At 63.0% G+C, this 17,287-nt stretch carries 13 protein-coding genes; 6 read left to right on the forward strand and 7 right to left on the reverse strand.

Annotated features, from left to right (window positions below; all coding sequences use genetic code 11):
• Window positions 1-11: 11 nt before the first annotated feature.
• Window positions 12-2,192 carry a transglycosylase domain-containing protein gene (locus tag J7I86_RS12300; RefSeq protein WP_214820218.1) on the forward strand — a complete coding sequence of 727 codons (2,181 nt, stop codon included), beginning with the start codon at window positions 12-14 and terminating at the stop codon, window positions 2,190-2,192.
• A gap of 74 nt (window positions 2,193-2,266) precedes the next feature.
• Here J7I86_RS12300 and J7I86_RS12305 read toward each other — a convergent pair whose 3' ends face one another.
• The 6 genes from J7I86_RS12305 to J7I86_RS12330 all read right to left on the reverse strand — a co-directional run bounded on the left by J7I86_RS12305 (window position 2,267) and on the right by J7I86_RS12330 (window position 10,839).
• The gene (locus tag J7I86_RS12305) at window positions 2,267-4,027 is read right to left on the reverse strand and encodes an FAD-dependent oxidoreductase (RefSeq protein ID WP_214820220.1); all 1,761 of its coding nucleotides are present in this window, start codon (window positions 4,025-4,027) and stop codon (window positions 2,267-2,269) included.
• Window positions 4,024-4,914, reverse strand: a complete 891-nt coding sequence (locus J7I86_RS12310) for a sugar phosphate isomerase/epimerase (RefSeq protein WP_214820222.1) — start codon at window positions 4,912-4,914, stop codon at window positions 4,024-4,026. Before J7I86_RS12310 ends, J7I86_RS12305 begins: the two co-directional genes overlap by 4 nt.
• Complete coding sequence (locus J7I86_RS12315) at window positions 4,911-7,094, reverse strand: FAD-dependent oxidoreductase (RefSeq protein WP_214820224.1); 2,184 nt, start codon at window positions 7,092-7,094, stop codon at window positions 4,911-4,913. Before J7I86_RS12315 ends, J7I86_RS12310 begins: the two co-directional genes overlap by 4 nt.
• Before the next feature lie 2 nt (window positions 7,095-7,096).
• A complete protein-coding gene (locus tag J7I86_RS12320; RefSeq protein WP_214820226.1) occupies window positions 7,097-8,257 on the reverse strand; it encodes a Gfo/Idh/MocA family protein in 1,161 nt (386 codons plus the stop codon).
• 158 nt (window positions 8,258-8,415) lie between these two features.
• The gene (locus tag J7I86_RS12325; RefSeq protein WP_214820228.1) at window positions 8,416-9,771 is read right to left on the reverse strand and encodes an MFS transporter; all 1,356 of its coding nucleotides are present in this window, start codon (window positions 9,769-9,771) and stop codon (window positions 8,416-8,418) included.
• Window positions 9,772-10,032: 261 nt separating this feature from the next.
• Window positions 10,033-10,839: an IclR family transcriptional regulator gene (locus J7I86_RS12330; protein ID WP_214820230.1), complete on the reverse strand. Its 807-nt coding sequence runs from the start codon at window positions 10,837-10,839 to the stop codon at window positions 10,033-10,035.
• 71 nt (window positions 10,840-10,910) lie between these two features.
• Between J7I86_RS12330 and J7I86_RS12335 the strand changes: the two genes are divergently transcribed.
• The 4 genes from J7I86_RS12335 to J7I86_RS12350 all read left to right on the forward strand — a co-directional run bounded on the left by J7I86_RS12335 (window position 10,911) and on the right by J7I86_RS12350 (window position 14,947).
• A complete protein-coding gene (locus J7I86_RS12335; protein WP_309476727.1) occupies window positions 10,911-11,828 on the forward strand; it encodes a LysR family transcriptional regulator in 918 nt (305 codons plus the stop codon).
• Window positions 11,829-11,940: 112 nt separating this feature from the next.
• Window positions 11,941-12,267, forward strand: coding sequence for a YciI family protein (locus J7I86_RS12340; protein WP_214820232.1), 327 nt, complete (start codon window positions 11,941-11,943; stop codon window positions 12,265-12,267).
• 8 nt (window positions 12,268-12,275) lie between these two features.
• A complete protein-coding gene (locus J7I86_RS12345) occupies window positions 12,276-13,325 on the forward strand; it encodes an alcohol dehydrogenase catalytic domain-containing protein (RefSeq protein ID WP_214820234.1) in 1,050 nt (349 codons plus the stop codon).
• Window positions 13,322-14,947, forward strand: a complete 1,626-nt coding sequence (locus tag J7I86_RS12350) for an FAD-dependent oxidoreductase (RefSeq protein WP_214820236.1) — start codon at window positions 13,322-13,324, stop codon at window positions 14,945-14,947. The genes J7I86_RS12345 and J7I86_RS12350 overlap by 4 nt, the downstream gene beginning before the upstream one ends.
• Window positions 14,948-15,073: 126 nt before the next feature.
• On the opposite strand, the gene J7I86_RS12355 is transcribed toward J7I86_RS12350, so the two are convergent.
• Window positions 15,074-15,805: a glutamine amidotransferase gene (locus J7I86_RS12355; protein WP_214820239.1), complete on the reverse strand. Its 732-nt coding sequence runs from the start codon at window positions 15,803-15,805 to the stop codon at window positions 15,074-15,076.
• A 165-nt stretch (window positions 15,806-15,970) separates the two neighbouring features.
• On the opposite strand from J7I86_RS12355, the gene J7I86_RS12360 reads away from it, so the two are divergent.
• Window positions 15,971-17,197, forward strand: a complete 1,227-nt coding sequence (locus J7I86_RS12360) for an MFS transporter (RefSeq protein WP_214820714.1) — start codon at window positions 15,971-15,973, stop codon at window positions 17,195-17,197.
• The last annotated feature ends 90 nt before the right edge of the window (window positions 17,198-17,287 follow it).

A 17,287-nucleotide genomic window follows, 5' to 3' on the forward strand; every position in this document is an offset into this window, starting at 1 on the left:
ATTGGCACGAAATGGCGCGGAACAAGGGTCCAAAGATAGGTCTGGGCAAGGTCCTCTTGAGGATCTTCGGGTTCTTCTTCGTGAGCACGCTCTGCGGGGTGCTGATCACTGGATTCCTGGCACCCGTTGTTGCCTTCACCAGCACCACCGTGGGCGGTTCCGTGGGGTTTTATCAGAGCCTGCCGAGCGAGCTCAACGTCGATTCCCCTTCCCTTTCAAGCACCGTAGTGTCTGCGGACGGCCAACTCATTGCCACCTTCTATGCCGAGAACCGTGTGAAGGTCCCGCTGGAGGAGATGTCCCCGTTCATCCGTGAGGCGATCATCGCGATCGAGGACAACCGCTTCTACGAACACGCAGGTGTGGATGCCCAAGGCATTATGCGGGCGCTGACTTCCAACCTGACCCAGGGCACACGGCAAGGCGCCTCCACGCTGACCCAGCAATACGTCACCAACGTGCTCAACGAGTCCCGCCTGTCCGAGGGGCGGCCGGAAGACGTGGTCCTCAGCGGCCAGAAGACCGTGGGCGACAAACTGCGCGAAATCAAACTTGCCTTGGAGCTGGAGAAGCGGTTCAGCAAGGATCAGATTCTTGAGGGATACCTGAACATCGTGTTCTTCAATCGGAACGCCTACGGCATCGAGGCCGCATCCCGCTATTTCTTCAGCACCTCCGCAATGGACCTGACCTTGCCCCAGGCAGCCCTCCTGGCTGGATTGGTGAATGGACCAAGTATTTACGATCCCGTTGTCGATCCTGATGCTGCGCTCAAGCGGCGCAACCTGGTGTTGGACCGGATGCTTGAACAGGGCAAGATCACGGCGGTGGATCACGGCGTGGCAGTAGCCGCTCCCATTGAGCTCAACATCACCCCCTCCCTGCAAGGCTGCGCGGGTACCTCGTTTGCCACCTACTTCTGCGACTACGTCTCCCACCTCATCCTTAACGACGAGGCCTATGGTGCCACGGTGGAGGAACGTGAACGGTTCCTCTACCGTGGCGGTCTGACCATCACCACCACCTTGGACAGTCGGCTCCAAAACGCCGCACAGCAACAGGTTGACGCCTCCGCCGGCCCCAACCCGGACAAATGGGGTGCCGCGATGACCACCGTTCAGCCCGGCACCGGGAAGATCCTTGCAATGGCCCAAAATACGGTGTTCGTGCCCCAGGACGGAAAGTACGATACCCAGCTGAATTTCAACGTGGATGCCAAAGACGAGAATGGCTACGACCTCAACGGTGCGGGTGGTTTCCAGCCTGGTTCCACCATGAAGCCATTTATCTACGCGGAGTGGCTCAACGAAGGCAAGAATCCCACCGCCGTTGTTGATGCTTCACGCAGGGTCTATCCCGTGGGTTTCCCGTGGCGCTCGAGCTGCGGCAAGGTCCTTGGCGGGTACAGCACCGCCCAGAAGGCCCAAAACCTGGGCGCCGATGATGACCTCCAAAACAACGACGACGGCTACTACCGTCCGATGCCTATTAACTACGGCCTTTACAACTCCATTAACACGGCCACTTTTGCCACCGCGGCCCAATTGGACTTCTGCGGAATACAGAAAATGGTGGACACCGTGGGCCTGCACAGCGGTCTGGACAACGCGCCGGTGAACATGCACCAGATCGGCAACCTCCTTGGTTCCATCGGTGTGGCCCCTGTGGTCCTGGCGAGCGCCTACGCCACCTTCGCGAACGACGGCACCTACTGCAAGCCGATCGCCATTACCGGGATCAGCGATGCACAGGGACGCCAGTTCCAAGCCCAAACACCTGAGTGCAGGGACGCCGTGAAACCAGCCGTGGCACGGGGCGTGAACGCTGTCCTGCAGGATGTCCTCAAGATGGGTTCCGGCGTTTACATCGAGCCAAAGGTCCAGAGCCGGGTTCCGGTGGCGGCCAAGACAGGCACGTCCAATAACAATGGCGCCACCTGGGTGGCCGGATTCACCCCGGCTCTTGCAACGGCGTCGTTCTTCGGGGACACGTCAGCGGGTCAGCAGCGGGCCGGGCAAAATGTCACCATCAATGGCAAGTTCTACAAGTCCCTGGACGGTTACATGATCGCGGGTCCGCAGTGGGCCAACTACATGATGACGGCCACGTCGCTGTACCCGAGCGGGCCTTTCCAAGCACCGGCCCCTCCCCCAACGCCCACCCCGGCGACACCACAGCCGACGCGCCGATGACGCCCGCGTTGCGAGGCCCGCTCTGCGTGCTATTCCCTGCTTGAGGAACGTAAAGCGGGCCCCGCAACGAACTCCTAGAGTGCGTGCTCCACGTCCGCAAGCGTGCCGTCGTCCTCATAGGTAGCGACGCCGGCGAGGTCCCGCCCAGCGATGTACCCGAACGTCAGTGCTGGTCCCAGGTTGATGCCACCGGCCGGGTAGTGCCCGCCCATGACATTGGCTTGATCGTTGCCGGCGACATAGAGCCCGTCTATAGGATCGCCGTCGTTGTTGAGCGCCCGCCCTCGGCCGTCGGTTTCCAACCCTGCGAAGGTGCCGAAGCTTCCCGGAACCACTCGCACGGCATAGAACGGTCCCTTCTCGATGGGCCCCAAGGATGGGTTGGGCCCGTGGGTGGCGTCTCCGCCGTAGCGGTTGAACGCGGTTTCGCCACGGTCGAAGTCGGGGTCAACGCCGGAACGCGCATTTGCGTTGAAGCGTGTAACGGTCCGGCGCAACTCCGCGGGGTCGATCCCGCATTTCGTCGCCAATTCCTCCACCGTTCGCCCCTTCATGAGGTACCCGGAGCGCAAGTAAGGAAAGAGCGGCACGGGCAATGGCTTGGCCATACCCAAAGGGAACTTGCGGACGAAACGGCTGTCCGCGATTTGCCACGATTCCACGGTTTCGCCCTCAGGGGTGGCTGCGAGGAGCGCCTCCACATAGTCGTAGTAGCCGTTGGCCTCATTCACGAACCGCTTCCCGTCGGCGCGCACGCCGATGCTGCCTGGCTTGGCGCGGTCCATAATGTGCGGAAAGACCCCTGTCCTGCCGTTGCGGTACGGCACCAAGGACACCGGGCACCACGCGGCCGGTGACTTCACTGCGGTGGTGAAGCGTGCACCCACGGCCTGCGCCAGGTTGATGCCATCACCGGTGGTTTCGCCCGGGGACAGCGTCCAGTGCTCCCGGCCGGTGGGCGTCTTGGGGAACAGCTCCTTGCGCCGCTGCACATCGTTGGGAAAGCCGCCGGATGCCAGCACGACGCCGCGGCTCGCGTTAATCTGCAACTCACCTTCCGGAGAACGCACGACGGCGCCGGTCACCTTGCCGTTTTCATCGCTGAGCAGCGCTGTGGCCGGCGTAGAGACCCGGATGTCCACACCAAGATCGTCAGCGGATTTCATGAGTCTGCCGGTCAGCGCCGTGCCGTTGACCAGTTGCATGTTCCGGCGGTGCGTCAACAGGTCCAGGAGGTGGAATCCGAAGCGCCAGCCCGCGTGAAACAAGCCCTTGGGGTTGCCCTGGGGTGCCGACAGGAACTTGCTGAGGTCCGGACCTGCCATGATTCCCATGCCCAGGAACGAGGTTTCGTAGAGCTGATGGCGCATCTTGGCTCTGAGGCCGGGCTTGATGGTGCGGGCGTTCAGCGGTTTGGGACCGACCGAACGGTTGCCTGTGCCTGCTCCGGGGAGCTTGCCATAGATGTCGTTAATTTTGCTTCCGGGAACGAACTGGAGGGAGGTCTTATGGTGGAAGAAGCCCACCATATGCGGCGCCGCTTCGAGGAAGGCGTCCACTTTGTCGGCTTGATAGTCATCACCAAGAACCTCTCGGAGGTACGTTCGGAAGGTCTCCTTGTCCTCGTAGACTCCTTCAGCTTTCGCCAACGGGTTGCCGGGTGCCCACGCCCAGCCGCCGGACCAGGAAGTCGCGCCGCCGCAAACCTCTGCCTTCTCCACCACAATGACTTTCATCCCGTGGAATGCAGCCGTGACAGCTGCGGACATCCCACCGGCGCCTGAGCCGACAATTAGGACGTCGCAGTCCACGGTGCGGAGTGGGTTGCCGTTCATTTGCTGCTCCCTGTAAGTGCTGTGTTGCTGAGTGCTGTTTTGCTAAGTGCTGTGACGTTGGATGCTGCGGTGTTGAGGACGGAATCTGCCGCCGCTTTGAGGTGTTTGGCCCAGGCCAGTTCGCCCAGAGCGGCCACGCTGTTGTCGGATGGCGTTTCGATGCTGACCGCAGTTCCCGCCGGGAAGGCCGCAAGGATGGCTCGGAGGTCAAACTCACCCACCCCGGGGACACCCCGTTCCGACCGTGACTCCGTAATCAAGGCGTCCCTGCTTGCCGGCGGAGCAGCAGGACCGTCGCAGAGTTGAATCAAGGGAACCAGGTCCGCAGCTGCTTCGAGTTGAGCAGCAGTCCCGCCAAAGCGGTTGAGGTGGAGTGCGTCCACAACAATCCTGCAGCCCGCCCTTTGAGCCAAGGTGACTGCCTGCGGGATGGAACGAACGGTTTGGTAGGCGATAGGTTCCAACGTCGGCATGATGCCGTAGCCCTTTCCGTCCTGAGTCATCTGCGCGAGGTGGTCACCGAAACGGTCGAGATCCGGGTCTGCGCAGGCCACCGTCAGGGTTGATGCTCCCAAGGCCTGGCCGGCTTCCATCATCTGGAGCCATGCTTCGCGCTGATCCTGCCCGTTTTGCTGGCCAGTGCCGTCCAAAAGGAGAAACTCAATGTCTTCAACCGTGGTCCCTGTATCCGCCATCCTTTCGAGCGTCTCCTTGAGCATTGGAGAGCCCGACTGGAGGTCATACGGCCGCTCTGTGGTGGTGACAGGACGGACGCGTGCTCCGATGAAGTCGAAGCCCGCCTGTGCCGCGATGCTCACCAAATCCGGCGGTGCGGTTCCGACGAGGGAGAGCTGGGCAATCCCCAGCCGGCGCGTTGGTGTGGTCACTTTCGGGCTCCGTTCAGGGTGACGTCATGCTGGGTGTTGGTGAGGTCGTCGGAATGCTGCGAATTCGCCGGAACTCTCCGGCGGTCTGACACCGTTCCCGCGAACTCGGCGGAGGGAGTGGGGGCGACGTCGGCGGAGGGGGTGGGGGCGACATCGGCGGAGGGGGTGCGGGCCAGCGCGGCGGCAATACGCTGGGCTGCGTCGTAGCCACTCTTCACCGCGTTGGACACGATGGCCGGCGTCCTGTCGACCACCGTCCCGGCGACGGCGACGGGGACTGACGCGGCAAAGCTGAGCCCGGCTTCCCGTTGCTCCAGTGTCGAAGCCCCGTCCAGCGGCAGCACCGAACGCGAGACCAAGAGCTCCCCCGGCGCGTCAATCCATTCGTCCTCCACACCGGCGCGCCTGATCCGTACCCGGCTACCGCCAAACTCACCGGTGCCATCAAACTCCTCTATGGTGCTGGAGAGGAAGATCCGTACCTTCGGGTTGGCTTCAAGTCGGGGCACTGCGAGGATCTTGGCCCGCCGCCCGGATTCCGGAGCCAGGGCTTCCTGTGGCCCGACGATCAGCACGGCGGTACCGAGTGCGGCAAGGGTGTCGGCCACGCTCATGGCAACAGAATCCGCGCCCCAAATCGTCACCGCCTCCGGTGCTCTGCCGTCAAGGACCTCCGGGTGCGCGGTGAGCCAATCCCGGATGTCGGAAACCCGTGGAGAGTCGCCGCCTATGAACTCGGGAGCAGGGCGCGCCCCGCCCGTTGCGATCACCACTGCATCTGCGCCGAAATCGCGGGCCAGCGTGCCGGCGTCGGACATGTCCATGTGGACTCCCAAGCGGACCTCAACGCCCAGGCGCTCGTTTTCCGCGCCGGACCAGTCTGCAAAGCGGTGGAAGTCCGGCGTCGACTTCATGCGCTCAGCGAGCGCGAATTGCCCGCCGGGCCGCACGCCGTCGTCCATCAACGTCACGCTGGCGCCGGCTTCGGCGAGTTCGCGGGCAGCGGTGAGGCCGGCAGGTCCGGCACCCACCACCAGCACCCGGGAAGAGGGGTGAACGGCTGGTGTTGGAACCGGGACCCGTGATCGCCCAACGGCGGGGTTGACCGTGCAGGTGACTTGTCCCAGGCCAAGGTTGTCGATGCACACGTTGCAGGCGATGCAGGGGCGGTAGCGATCGCCACGCAACACACCGCCAATGAAGGCGGGATCGGCATGGATGGCGCGGGCCAGGCTGACGAAGTCGCAGGTGCCTTGGGACAGGACTTCCTCGATGATCTCCGGGCTGTTGAGCCGCCCGGCCATGCCCAGCGGGATTCCGAACTTCCGGTAGGCCTTGGCGTAGTCGGCCAGGATTCCGGGCTTCCATTCTCCTGACTGCACAATCCATTCACCGGCGTCGTAGCTGCCCGCGGAAATGTCCAGGAAGTCCAACTTCTCCAGATGGCCCTTGGCGATGATGTCCACTTGCTGCTCAGCGCTGATACCGTCGGCCGGACCTTCAACGACCGAGACACGCATGCCCACGATCGTGTCCGGAACGGCCTGCCGCACGGTGTCAATGACCAGGTTCATGAAGAACTCCGGCGCCGCGAACTCATCCGTGCGGTGGTTCGAAATAGGCGACATGAACTGATGGATCAGGTATCCGTGGGCGCCGTGCAAGTTGATCACGTCGAACCCGGCGGCAACCGCGCGGCGGGCCGCAGCCCCATAGGCCTCCACGATTTCGTAGCACTCAGTGGCGGTGAGTTCCCGCGGAACTTCACCACCCGCCGTCGGGCATGGAACCGGTGACGGCGCGAGGTTCTTGAAGCCCGAAACTGCCGATTGCGCGGTGCGGCCGCCGTGATTAAGTTCGACGGCGGCCAGCGCACCTTCGGCGTGCAGGGCATCGGTGAGGCGGCGGAGTCCGGGAATCATGTCATCGGTGTGCAGGCCGAGTTGGTGGGTGCGGCCTTTGCCGTCCGCCCGGACATAGGTGGCTTCGGTGGTGACCATACCTAGGCCGGCCTTGGCGCGGGTCACGAGGTAGTCGATGTATTGGTCGGTGATGAAGCCGTCCGTGGTGCCGTAGTTGCGTTCCATCGGGGCCGAGGCGAGGCGATTGCGAAGGGTCTTGGGGGAGCGGCCGTTGCGGCCCAGGGTCAGTGGTGATGCTGCTGATGGTGAAAAAGACATGCTTAGCTCGCCACCTTCTGGGCGCTTCGCAGCCGGTTGGTCGCTGGGCGGGCGGAGGGAATGGCTGCGTGGGCGGGGTGTACGGGTGCGAAGCGGACGGGTTGGCCGGTGCGTGAGGATTCGTAAATGGCCAGCAGGATCCGCAAGGACTTCAGTGCGTCTTTGCCGGTGATGGCCGGTTCCGTACCGTCTTCGAGTGCCTGGACAAAATCCTGGACTTGCAGTTTGTGGAACGGAATGAGCTGGCCGTTGATGATGGACAGATCGACGTTCGGCTCCATGCCTTCCGGGTGGACAGGCTCGACGACGATTCGCTCGCCCACCGCCCACAGGTCCAGTCTGCCGTCGCTGCCTTCGGGGAACTCTGTCAGGGAAGCCGAAGCCCCTGTTTCACCGGTGATGCGGAGCTGGATTCCGAGGTTGGGCGACACCGCGGTGGAGGCTTCCAGTGTTGCCATGGCGCCGGAGGTGAAGGTGATCACCGCCGTCGCGGAATCTTCAACCTCTATATAGTCGCCGTGACGGTAGGTATTGACCTTGCCATAAACCTCGGCAACGTCCCCCAAGTACCACTGGAGAAGGTCAATCTGGTGGACGGCCTGCGACATCAGGACCCCGCCGCCGTCGCTCTCCCAGGTGCCGCGCCAGGCGTCCCGGTTGTAGTAGTCCGGGGCACGGTGCAGCATCACGGAGCATTGGGCCATGATGGCGCGACCCAGCGTGCCGTCGTCGATTGCGCTGCGGATCCTCTGCGACGCCGGCCAGAAGCGGCGCTGGAAAAGAACCCCGAGTTGGACCCCGGACTCATGGCAGGCTGCCACCATGCGTTCGGCAGACTCCAGCTTGGTGGCGATGGGCTTTTCGCAGAGGACGTTCACCCCGGCAGCCGCGGCTTGCAGCACCACGTCCTCGTGGGTGGGGTGGGGCGTGCACACGGAGAGGATGTCCAGGCCCAAGGCGAGGAGTTCCTCCACGCTTGTTGCCGCATTCGGTATGCCCCAGGCTTCGGCTGTTGCCCTTGCCCGGTCCGCATCCACATCGCAAACGCCCACGATCTGCACGTTGTCCAAGGCACGGAACGCTTCCAGGTGGTTTCGGGAAATGGCCCCGCAACCCGCGATTCCAACGCGGAAGGTTCGGGGTGCGGTTGCTGACGAAGTCATGGGTATCCAACTTTCAGGGCATGAGTCGTTGAGGTGATTACTGATATGGCGAGCGCCTGTGTCAGGGGCGCGGCGCACCATGGGAAGCGCGGCGTTAGTGGGCGTCAGCGCGGTGCCGGGCGGACAAAAGGTACCGCCCGGCGTCGTGCAATATCGGTCTACTTAGCGGCGGTGCGGGGCTTACCGAGGTCCTCGAGCGGGACGTTGTAGGTTTCCCGCGCTGTCATGATGGCGATGGCCGAAGCTACCAGGCAGAGGATGGTGAAGCCCGCTACAGGCCACCAACCGTTGGGGCCCGGCTGCGCAAGGAGCGTCGCGATTGCGGGAGCAAACCCGGCCAGGATGAGGCCGATCTGGCTGCCGATCGCCATGCCGGAGTAGCGGACAGCTGCCGGGAACATCTCGGGGAAGAAGACAGTCCACACACCGTTCCAGCAGGAGTAGAAGACGGTCATGTTCAGGAAGCCGAACAGGAAGACCATGGGGATGTTCTGTTCGCTGATGGCCCAGAAGTAGCCAATGGTGGTCAGCGCGCAGCCAAGGGCTCCCACCAGAAGGACCTTCTTGCGGCCAATGCGGTCCGAGATCATGGCGGAGATGGGAATGGTCACCATGGAGAGGCCGATTGTTACGGCGTTCACGGTGAGCATGAGCGTGCGGTCGATGCCCACGGCCGGTCCGGTGGCGTAGGCCAGGGCGTACACGGTGAAGGTGGTCTGCATAACGGAGAACAGCATCACCACGCCGACGCGCAGGACGTCACGCCACTGCGTCTTGAAAACCGCGACGGCGGGGATCGCCTTGGGCTTGTTGTGCTCCACGATCTCTTCGAAGACAGGCGGCTCATCCAGGCGCGTCCGGATCCAGTAGGCCACTGCCAGGACCACTACGGAGAGCCAGAACGGTACTCGCCAACCCCAGCTGAGGAGCTGCTCTTCCGGCAACGCCGCCAGTGGGATGAAGACGATGGTGGACAACACCATTCCTGAGGCGTAGCCAGTCATGACGAAGCTGGTGAAGAAGGCGCGGCGGCCCTCCGGTGAGTGCTCCATGGTGAGCGTGGAGGCACCGGCAGATTCGGCCCCGGCGGAGAAGCCCTGCGCCAAGCGGCCCAGCAGCAACAACGCTGTTGCCCAGTAACCCATTTGTCCGTAAGTCGGCAGGAATCCGATGCCGATCGAGGCTACACCCATGATTACCAGTGTGATCATCAGCGCTTGCTTACGGCCGATCTTGTCCCCGTAGTGGCTCATCACCAGGCCACCCAACGGCCTGGCCAGGTACCCGACGCCGAACGTGGCCATCGCTCCAAGGAGTGCCACCACCGGGTCTCCGCCCGGGAAGAAGATCTTGGGGAAAATCAGGGCGGCTGCGGTGCCGTAGATGAAGAAGTCGTAGTACTCCAGAGTGGATCCCAGGAAGGAGGCCAGGGCCGCCTTCTTGGGCATTTTGACGTGCTCAACCGGCGCTGCCGGGTTTACTTCCGAGGGCGAGTGCTGCTGCACGTTTCCCATACTGTCTCCTCATTGAGTGCGCGGGAAGCGGCACCGCCATGGTGCCTAGCCCGGCAAAGAATTAGATGAGTCACGAATCGCCGGCTGCCGCTTTGTTGGGCAGCCCATCCTGTGTCCGCTGGTGACGAATCCAGGACGTATGCTCCAGATCACGGGCGATAGTTCCTCTGAGATCGACTGTAGGACCCAAGTCACATGCCGAGGGGAAACTTCCCGTTCAACGGGACAGCTGCCTACCGGACGCTGCCTACCGGACCAGGCTTAGTCAGTGCTTGCGTGGGCCAGCCACGGGCGTGACCCATACGGCCGGCGCTCAGCACCCATGGTTCGGGACAGGCCGCGCCCTGCCGCTACCAGCACGGGCAAGATCAACCCGGCGTCTTCATCCACGGAAGGCACGACGACGGAAATGGCACCAATGACCGCCTGGCCCTGGCCGAACACCGGCACGGAATAGGCCGTGTTCTCCGAGACGAGGACGCCGACCAACCGGGCGTAGCCACGCTCCCGGATGAGCGCGAGGTTGGCTCTGACTCTTGCAGGATCTGTTTCGGTAGCCGGCGTCGTCTTTTCCAGCTTCCCGGCCAGGAAACGGTCCTGCACCCAGCCCGGCATGTGCGCCATCATGGCCATCCCGGAGGATGTGGTGTGGATGTCCAGGCGGCCCGCCACCTCGGCCAGGTTCATGACCGTTCCATGCCGGTCCAGACGCTCCAGGTACAGCACGCTGTTGTTCTCGACGTCCGGTATGGACAACGACACATGCTCCCGGACGGCCGCATGAACACCTTCCAGAAACGGCAAACCTCGACGGCGGAACTCCTCCAGAGGATTGCTTCGCGATGCCAGCTCCCACATTTTCATCCCAACACCGAACTCCCCCGCAGCATTGCGCTCCAAAAGTCCGTTCGCGGCCAAGTCCATGGCCAGACGATGCACGGTACTGCTGGACATCCCGGTAATCCGGACCATTTCCTTCAGGGGTAGCCATGGCTGGCCTTTGGAAAAGGCATCCATGATCTTGACCACGCGCTCAATGACGGACTCCCCCGACGCTGAGTTAGCCATGATGCCTCCTGTTTCCTCCCGTGCCACCCGGCCACCCCGGACCTGAAACCCAATATAGCCTTGCACTTGACGTGGAAAATGCGGGAGGCAACGTGGAACTGCGGCAAATTGAGGCCTTTCTGGCTGTCGCCGAAGAACTTCACTTCGGCCGTGCGGCGGAGCGACTCCGGATGGCGCAGTCACCCCTGAGCCAGACCATCATGAAGCTCGAAAAAGGCTTGGGGGCGGCGCTGTTCGATCGCAACACCCGGTCTGTCACGCTGACGGCGGCGGGCCATTCGCTGCTGCCGCATGCCCGGAGAATCCTCGAAGAAGTGGACTTGGCCCGCCGGGCAGTGAACGCCGGCAAGGGGACGGTTTATGGCAAGCTCGCCATTGGCTTTTCCGGGGCGTTGAACCACACCACGCTTCCGCCGTTGACACGCGCCCTTCGTCAGCATTTCCCGCAGCTGGAGGTGACACTCCAGGGCGGGCTGCTGACGCAGGAAGCGCTCCATCAGCTAAGCAACAACGCCTTGGATCTGGCTTTCATCGGCCTTCCCATCGATGCACCGTCTTTGGCCACCCGCCGGATTGCCACTGAGCGATTGGGGGTTGCGGTGCCTGCGGACCATCCGTTTGCCGGGCAGGCCTCGGTGAAGATGGCCGAACTCGCGGGGGACCCTTTCATCACCATGCCTGCGGCGCAAGGGTCCACTCTCCGGGACGTCACTTTCGCCGCCTGCGCCGCCGCGGGGTTCCGGCCACGAATCAGTCAGGAAGTGGCCGATCCATACACGGCGCTTTCGCTGGTGGCGGGCGGAGTGGGCATCAGCCTGATGCCCGAATCCATCCAGGAAATCATGCCTGCCGGGACCGCCTTCCTCGCCTTGGAAGGTGAAGACGTCCTGCTGCTTTCGGGGCTCGCCTGGAACCCGGAGGCCTCATCGCCGGCAGTCCGCGCAGCGCTCAAGTTGGCCGAGGAAGTCCTTCCCACCCCCGCCAACTAGCCATTATGCGTGTTTTGAACATAGTTAGAGATCAACTAAGTATTGGACAACACCTAATGGGTTGCACACCATTGAGGAAAGCCACCACTCACTCAATGAAGAGGACAACCTCATGGCCACGTTTGCTGTCACCTATGCCTACTCCCCCACTACATCCGCCAGCCGGGACACGGTCCGCCCCTCTCACGTTGAATTCCTCAAAGCCCAGTTCGACGGCGGCCGCCTCCTGAAGAGCGGACCCTTCGGTCCCGAGGAAACTCCCGGCGCATTGCTGATCATCGCCGGCGACTCCAAGGCCGACGTCGAAGCCCTCATGGACCAGGATCCCTTCCGACAGGCCGGGCTCATCCAGGAACGGACCGTGCGCCAGTGGAACATCTTCTTCGGTGCTGACCCTGCGGTGCCCGCCGTTCCGTCCGCCCAGCCCGCGCAGAAGTAGGGCCTGCTGTGCTTTCCGCGATCACCGTCTCGAAGGAGACCATCGAATTCCGGGAAACCCCCCAACCCACCCTTCAACCCGGCCACGCCCTGGTCCGGGTCCACAACGTCACCCTCTGCGGCACCGATCTCCACATCTGGGAAGACGACTACCCCACAGAGTTGCCCCTTATCCAAGGTCACGAATTTTCTGGAATTGTGGAGGAACTCGCTCCGGGTGAAAACCACGGCATCAGCATCGGCGACCGTGTGGCCGTCAACCCCATCATTTACTGCGGCGAGTGCCGTCCGTGCCTCACAGGGCGTTACAACGTCTGCCAAAACGTTGGCTGCCTGGGATGCTACTCGGACGGGGCCCTTACTGAACTCATCAGTGTCCCCGTGGACAAGCTCTGCCCGGTGCCGGACGGACTTCCGTTGGATATGGCAGCCATGGGCGAGCCGGCATCCATCGCCATGCAGGCAGTCAACCGCGGCCGGCCCGAGTCGGGAGAAACCGCGCTGGTGCTGGGCAGTGGTCCCATCGGTTTGTTGGCCACACTGTATCTGACAGAGCTCGGGATCAATGTTCTCTGCGCGGACACCGAGCAGCACCGGCTGGATCTCGCCGTCGAATTCGGCGCTACGGAAACCCTGCTGGTGACGCCCGGGAGCGATTTCCCGGATGCACATCAAGCTCCCCGAGTGGAGGCACTCACCAATGGTTACGGACCCCAATTGGTCATCGAAGCTACGGGGGTTCCGTCCTCCCTTGAGAACGCCATCCGCTTGGTGGCCAGCGCCGGGAGGATCGTTCAGGTGGGAATCTCGCCGAGGCAGGCCAACGTCTCCATGAAGGACATCCCCTACAAGGAACTGGACATCATGGGCAGCAGGATGAGCCTGAACCTCCTTCCCGACGGCCTCGCATTGCTGGCCCGTCACCCGGAACAGGCTCAGGCGCTGATGACCCATCGCTTTGCGTTTGCGGATCTCCAGCAGGCCTACCGCCTCATGCAGGGCCGCACGGAAAAGATCGGCAAGATCCTCATTCAACTCCCGGCAGGAAACTCCGCATGAGCACGTCAATCCTCACAGCACCGGAAGAGCTCAACTCCAGCTACGACGTCGTGGTGATGGGCAGCGGCGCGGCTGGGCTGGTAGCCGCTGTCCGCGCGGCGGATGCGGGTTTGACTGTCCTGGTTGTGGAAAAGGCGGCCTTGTTGGGTGGGACAACAGCCGCAGGGGGCGGCGTGATGTGGGTAGCGAACAATCACCTCGCCAAAGCTGCCGGCTACCAGGACAGCCATGCCGACGGCGTTGCTTACCTTTCGGAGGCAGCCGGACACGTGATGACGGCCGAGGAGATTGAGTGGTACGTCGCCACGGCGCCGCGGGCCGTGGAGTTCCTCAACCGGAACACGAAGGTTTCCATGGTTCCGATCGCCCGTCCGGACTACCACATGGAGTGGAAAGGGTCCGCAAACGGTGGCCGCGGCTTGGACAACAGCGCCTTTGATCCCCGGGATTACGCGGGCTTGTCAGAGCTGATCCGGCCGTCGTCGTATTTCCCGTTGCTCACCATGACGGAGCGGGACGAACTCAACGGCCGCGCCGCAGATTCTGCGCTCCTGGCGCGCCGGGCATCCGCCGGGATCCGGACCATGGGCGGCGCACTTGTGGGCAGCCTCGTTGCGAGTGCTTTGGACCGCGGCGTTCACATTGTTGCCTCCAGTCCTGTGGAGGAACTGTCGCCCTCCAGCACCGGGTGGAACGTGGGTCTCGGTGGGGTTGCCGGCGCGCGCGTGGCCGCGATCGCCGTCGTGCTTGCCTCCGGCGGGTTCGAATGGAACCCGCGGCTCCGCAATGCTTTCCTGCCCTACCCGGTGACGCCGATCAGCGCCCCGTCCAACGAGGGCGACGGCCTGGAATTTGGGCTGAAGGCCGGGGCGGCTGTGGAGGACATGTCTGCGGTGTGGGGCGTGCCGGTCATTTCGACGGCGGCACACCAGTACGATCGGCAGCGTTCGGGCCGGATGGGCAATGTTGAGATGACGCTCCCAGGGTCCATCACTGTGAACAGTGACGGGAAGCGGTTTGTGAACGAGGCCCTCAACTATCACGATGTCAGCCGGGTTTTCGCATCCATCAATCCCCACACCGGACGGCAGCAGAACAACCCGGCGTGGCTGGTTTTCGACTCGAATTACTTAGCCACGTACTCCGTGGCGGGTTCCACTCCGGGTGAGCCCGCCGAATGGATGGTGTCCGCGCCGAGCCTCGAATTGTTGGCGATGGAAGTGGGCATCAACCCTGCCGGTCTGGACGCTACGGTTGCCCGGTTCAACGAGGACGCTGCCCACGGGGTGGACACAGAATTCCGACGCGGCGCCACTCCGCAGGACCGTTTCCTGGGCGACGCCGGCAACACGCCCAACCCCTGCTTGGCGCCTTTGCTTGCAGCGCCGTTCTATGCGGTTCCCATCCATGCCGGAGTGCTGGGGACGTCGGGCGGTTTGGCAACGGACTTCAAAGGCCGGGTGCTCGACCACCGGCAATCACCCATCCCGTGGCTATACGCTGCGGGCAACGTCTCAGCCGGGGTGTTCCGCAATAACTACCCCGGCGGCGGGGCCACACTCGGCTCGGCGATCACGCGTGCCTTCGCTGTTGGGGAGGACCTGGCGGCCCGGCTCACGTAGCCGCACCTTGGGGACACTAACGCTCGACGGCGACTACCGCCGTCGAGCGTTTGCGGTGCGAGGCCCGCTTTGCGCGCTATTCCTTGGTCGAAGCGCGCAAAGCAGGCCCCACAAAACAAAGATGGTTTAGCGGGCGTAGCGCTCGGTGAAGTTCCTGAGCACCCGCATTGGTTCGGTCACGGAAGATCGGCGTGCTGTTTCAATGAGTTCATCGGCTGCGTGGGGCGGGAAGTAGCCGGAGTTCTTGTAGATGTTGATGCGGGTGATCAGGCCGTCGGCGTCCAGTTCGGGGTGGAACTGCGTGGCGTAGAGATTGTTCTTGATGCGGAACATGTGCACCGGGCATGCAGCTGAACTGGCCAACAACACGGCATGCTCGGGAAGTTCGCTGCACGCTTCCTTATGCCCAACGAAGGCTTCGAAGGAGTGCGGGACGCCCCGAAGCATGGGATCGAGTTCTCCCTCGGCGGTCAGGGTGATCTCAGTCGGCCCTACTGCTTCACCAAAACGACGATCAATGACGGCGCCCTGATGCACGCCCAACGTCCCGACGCCGTAGCAGGCACCCAGGAAAGGGAAGTCCTCGGCCACGATTAGGTCCAGCAGCGATGAGAGTTCCGTCTCAACCCGGATCTGGTCTGCGCTCTTCTCCTCCACAGGATCACTGGAGGTATAGGGGCTGCCGCCGACGATCACACCGGAATAATCGGACAGCTCAAGGGGCGGCAAAGGCCCGGATTCCAGCCGGATACGGACCAATTCTTCCGGTTTCAGGCCGCAGTACCTGAGGTAGGCCTGGTACTCGTCATCGGTTGCGGCGTCTTCGGCGCGGGTGGCCAGCAAGAGAAAGGGCTTCACAGGCCCAGTCTGCGCGAGGAATGGCTGACCGACAAAGTGTGTTGCTAACCGGAGGGGGTTTCTGACAGAGACTCCCTCGCATCGCCGTGGCTGCATAACGTTGTAGGAACCCCATGAAATAACTCATGACTCATTCCAGAGGAGCCATCTTTGAAGCAGGACCCCGTGATCGTCGGTACGCCATCTTCCAAGGCGTCGCGTGCAGAAACGCAGCAACCGAAGAAGATCCCGTGGGGCGGACTGTTGGTACTGGCTGCAGCCGGCTTCACGGCAGTGACCACCGAGCTCCTGCCCTCTGGCCTGCTCCCCCAAATCAGCCGTGATTTGGGAGTGGACGAATCCGCTGTCGGTTCGCTGACTGCGGTCTATGCTGCGATCATCGTCTTTACCGCCCTGCCGCTCTCCAGGTTCCTTGCCGGACGGGTTCCCCGCAAAACTCTGCTGATCGCCACCGTGCTGGCATTTGCGCTCAGCAACGTCCTCCTGGCCTTGAGCCCTACATTGGGCTGGGCGATCGGGGCGCGACTCCTTGGCGGCATCGCGCACGGCATGCTGTGGTCCAGCATGGCACCGTATGTTGCCCGCATCGTTCCCGCTCATTCCGTGGGCAAGGCCATGGCTGTGGTCTTCAGCGGCAACAGCATCGCGTTGGCCGTTGGCGCTCCCATTGGAACGTTGATGGGTTCCCTCATGACCTGGCGTGCCTCGTTCCTGGTCCTGGCTGGAGTAGGTGTCCTGCTGGCGGTTCTGGCGTTCTGGCTCCTCCCCGGCGCCCATGACCAAGCCAGCCAGGAGACTCCCTCCCTCCGGGCAGCCATGAAGCTGCCCGGCGTCGTCGCCATCGCCATCGCGTGGCCTCTCTTGTTGCTGGCCCATTTCACGCTGTTCACCTACGTAGCGCCGTTCCTGCTCGCCTCCGGACTGCCGGAATCCGCCACCAGCATCTCGCTGTCCGTGGTGGGAATTGCCAGCCTGGTGGGTATCTGGATTGCCGGTATGACCGCTGACTCCCGCCCGCGCACCTCGGTGATTGCCGCCGTCGGACTCTTGACTCTGGCGTTCGCTCTGCTGCCCGCACTTGGCGGCACCTGGGTGGGCGCGTTCGGGTTGATGACGCTGTGGGGCATCGCGTTCGGCGCGGTGGGCATCTACAACCAGGCCGCGATTCTCCGTGCCGGCGGTGAGCACAAGGATGCTGCCAACGGTCTCACCGTGGTGACCATCCAGCTGGGCATCGCCGTCGGGGCTGTCTATGGAGCTTTCGCTCTTACCTCGGTGGGTGCACAATTAGTGCCCTTGGCTGCGGCCCTGCCCACCGCGATCGCCCTGGTAATCATCATCGCCAGCCGCCGGGGAGGCTACCCCGCCGGGCCCCGTGAGAAGCGCCGTTAACATTCCCGAAACATGGTAGTGACGTGATCTTCACGCACGGGGGATTTCTGTAACTTACCTGCAACTTAGCTCTTCTGAGTCGGAAACATA

The sequence above is a fragment of the Arthrobacter sp. ISL-95 genome (assembly GCF_018613695.1).
In the GTDB taxonomy this organism is placed as follows: domain Bacteria; phylum Actinomycetota; class Actinomycetes; order Actinomycetales; family Micrococcaceae; genus Arthrobacter.